Source organism: Tropicibacter alexandrii, from assembly GCF_003667315.2.
Classification (GTDB): domain Bacteria; phylum Pseudomonadota; class Alphaproteobacteria; order Rhodobacterales; family Rhodobacteraceae; genus Tropicibacter; species Tropicibacter alexandrii.
Map to the genome: position 1 here is coordinate 1 of NZ_RCTZ02000048.1, position 3,456 is coordinate 3,456.

The following is a 3,456-nucleotide window of genomic DNA, read 5'->3' on the forward strand; positions in this document are numbered from 1 at the left end:
CCGACGGTGTCGCCCAGAGCCTCGCAGAAAACCGCGCCGCCTGATCAGGCCCCGTCACCCAAAATCCCGCATAGCTCGTCCTGAATTTTCGATCAGCTTACCGCCGGGCTAAGCTACTGCATCGGTTTCATTTCATGCGGCGGCTTTCAGGTCTGGGGCGCAACTATCATATGCCTCGCTTGGCGTCAGCAGCCCGTGCGATGAGTGCGGGCGTTTTTTGTTGTAGTAAATAATCCAAGCGCCGATACCCTCACGGGCTTCAGAGCCGGTTTCGAAGGCGTTAAGAAAGACGCACTCGTATTTCAGGGATCGCCAGAAGCGCTCGATCATCCGAATATCGATCCAGCCCCCGCGGCCATCCAGCCATTGCCCGGCAGGCGATTGCGCAGCAATCTGCCGGGAGGGCAGATCTTCACCTTGGCGTCATGCAGTACATCGGTGAAGTCGGTGCTGGTGAACTGCGAGCCCTGGTCGGAGGTGAATATCTCCGGCGGACCGTATCGGGCCAGCGCCTCGACGCGGAATCTGGCATCCATCGAATTCGACAGCCGCCAGCTCAGATCTTTCCGGCCGTGCTAGTCTATGATCACCACGAGATACAAGAAGCCCCGGCGCATCCACCGCCCGGCAGGCGATTGCAAAGCAATCTGCCGAGTATCCGTGATGATCAAGCGGGATCTGGCCCCATTTTCGACCGTCTCTGATCAATGCGTTTGCAAAGACGACAAGCTTCCTCATGACGGCTGTCACGGCTACCTTGCGCGGTTTTCCGGCTCGGACGATCTCATCGAATTTGCCACGAGCTGCCCGGTTGTGCTGGATCGCGCAAAGCGTTGGCATGAATAGTGCTTGACGGATGGACGGCCAGCCGCCCTGTATCCGTTCGTGTACCTGCCATTGGCCTGGCTTGCGCGAGATCGGCGCCAAACCGGCAAGGTCTGCGGCTTGCTTTCCGGAAAGCGCTCCGAGTTCTGTCATGTCTGCAAGCAATGCGATTGCCGACGTCGTCGAAATGCCGGGAATGCTAATGAGTATTTCCAGGCGGTCGGCCAGATCAGGATCGGATGCCACAATCGCTTGCTTGGCGGTGTCCACCCGGGCCAACTGCCGTTCGATCTGGCCCCGTCTCTGCGTGAGCAAACCCGCAGCATCTTCTGCCTCGCAGTCTTGAGCCGTGTCTTGGCTGCGGTGCGGTCCTCGATCAAACCACGGCGGAACACGAGCAATTCGCGAAGATCGCCAAGGGCTTCGGAATGCGTTTGTGTGGGTTTGAGCTGCAGGGCACTGCCCGTTCTGGCCAAATTCTCGGCATCCAGACGATCCGTCTTGGCAACGCGTCCCATGGCTTCGGCGAACCGCCGCGCCTGCCGTGGATTGACCGATCCGAAGGTCAATCCACGGTGCGTCAGCATAAGCTTGAGGCCGCGGTGGTCGGCACCAGACGCTTCGAAGACGACGAGAGGGCTGCGGGCCGTAGCCCACCTGCTGAATGCAGCCAATCCAGCAGCATTATTCCCAAACTGGCGGTGCTCACTTCTCGCTGAGCAATACGCATCAAGCGTCGATTTGGACACGTCGATCCCAATCAAATTATTCATGGAAATCCCCCACCTTGTCTTGTCATGCGGGCCCGCAGCCCAAGTATCCGTTCAGATTCGAAGTCAGCGCGGGGGCGACCATACTCGGCAGCGGTCCATCATGACCCAGAGGGGTAAGATCCTTCCCCCGCCATCACGCCGATTTGCGCGATCAGCGTAATGGCTCCCAATATGCAACGGGAGCTGTTCAAGTCATAAGACAGGATGGGGATATAACCGATGTCGGTACACCAGACCTGGTTCGGGCGGGTTGTGGGTAGCGCCTTGAGAAGGTACGGGTAAATCCTGTGCTCGGGATGCTTCTTTCTGGTTATAGGCTCTTGGTAGATCGGAACCAGCCACCTCTAGCCTGATCAGCCGTCGGACCCGGTGGCGCCCGCATTTGTACCCCTCTCGCTGCATGTGGCGGGCCTTTTGCCGCGAGCCGTACTAGGGCGTTTCCGGGAACTGCCGGTCCCCTTTCGGCAGCATTCTTTGAATGCGCCTGCCGGGCAATGGATGACTTCCATGAACGCCAAGTTCTCGGCGCTTTCCCCGCACAGGTGATAATAGAGGCTGGAGCGTGACAACGACAGCAGGCTGCACTGCCTCCGAACGTTGAGATCGGGATGATTCTGCTTCACCACTTTCTGCCTCCAGGGCCGAGGATGAGACTGGAGGCATCGGCCAAAAAATCCCGGTCCACGACCAGCTGGCCGATCTTGGCGTGCAGCTTCTCGACTTCCTTCTCGGAAATCGCCAGCTCGGCCGATGCGGCACCATCAACCGCCGATGCCATGTTCTCGATCACCGTTCTTTTCCAGCCGTTGATCATTGTCGGGTGGACGCCATATTTCTAGGCCGGCTCGGCCGTTGTCAGTTTTTCACGGATGGCTTCAAGCGCAACCTTGGCCTTGAACTCCGCCGAATACCGTTTCCGCTTCGTCATCTTGGCGGGCTTCGTCAGTCGCTACAGCTTGGCAACTGGTCCAAAATCTCGCGACCGCCTCTTTCAGCCGCGACCTGCTAACGCGGCCAGTTGCGAGTCAACGCTACCCGCACTACTGCGGCACGGGCTTGCTCGGTCGGTCGTGATGCCATCTGTGTTCTCCTTTACGGCACATTACACATGGTCAAAGCATCGGCACAATCTTGCGATAGTTTCATTCTGGCTCAGATGTCACAAATTCAAACAATCTCTGTGACAACTGCGCGCGCTCCTCGAAAGTGTCCATACGCCGGTAGCTAGCGTCGAGCCCTTTGAGCGAGTGATCGCAAAACGCATCAGCAATGTGATCGGCCACTATCGGACCAACTTTTCGACAATACTCCTTGATCGCGTTTCGAAAACCATGATTGGTTAACCCCTCGTTGAACCGTTTTAGTAGCTTCAGCAAAGCGTTCGGAGAGACATGGCCTGTTGATGTCGGACTCTCGAAGACATAAATCGAGCGCGGGTTGTGGGATCGCAGATCACGCAACCGATCCAACAATTCAGGTGGCAAGCGCAGTGCGTATTCCCGCCCTGACTTCATCCGCCCTCGTGTTTCATGATCTTGGCGCGCAGGAATTGTCCACACGCCAGTTTCAAAGTCCAAATGTGCCCACTCGGCGGCGACGACAACGCCCACCCTATGCCCGGTCACCATGGCTGTCAGGATCGCAAGCTTGGTCGAACGATTGGCCGCTGTTGCTTCGATAGACTGCCAAAGTCGCGGCATATCTTGGTATGGCAACGTTCCATGGTGTCGCTTGGGAGTTATGCGCTTGGGAAATTGCGAGCGTGGTGGCGTCGGGTTTTCTGAACCGCCCCGGGTTTACCGGAGAGTAAAACTCTCAAAGGATGAACCCTATGGACCAGAAGAAGCACACCCCGAAG

General features: G+C 57.5%; 3 protein-coding genes and 2 pseudogenes. All 5 read right to left on the bottom strand.

Annotated features, from left to right (window positions below; translation table 11 throughout):
* Positions 1-132 precede the first annotated feature (132 nt).
* A pseudogene (locus D8Z78_RS25160) lies at positions 133-617 on the bottom strand (transposase); the annotation flags it as partial.
* A gap of 241 nt (positions 618-858) precedes the next feature.
* A pseudogene (locus D8Z78_RS25420) lies at positions 859-978 on the bottom strand (IS110 family transposase); the annotation flags it as partial.
* Complete coding sequence (locus D8Z78_RS25165) at positions 975-1,598, bottom strand: IS110 family transposase (protein WP_121634717.1); 624 nt, start codon at positions 1,596-1,598, stop codon at positions 975-977. The pseudogene D8Z78_RS25420 and the gene D8Z78_RS25165, both read right to left, overlap by 4 nt.
* Positions 1,599-2,217: 619 nt before the next feature.
* Positions 2,218-2,412 (bottom strand): hypothetical protein, encoded by a 195-nt coding sequence (locus tag D8Z78_RS24255; RefSeq protein WP_121634715.1) that lies wholly within the window; start codon positions 2,410-2,412, stop codon positions 2,218-2,220.
* Positions 2,413-2,740: 328 nt separating this feature from the next.
* A complete protein-coding gene (locus tag D8Z78_RS24260; RefSeq protein WP_240672262.1) occupies positions 2,741-3,298 on the bottom strand; it encodes a tyrosine-type recombinase/integrase in 558 nt (185 codons plus the stop codon).
* Positions 3,299-3,456: the final 158 nt, after the last annotated feature.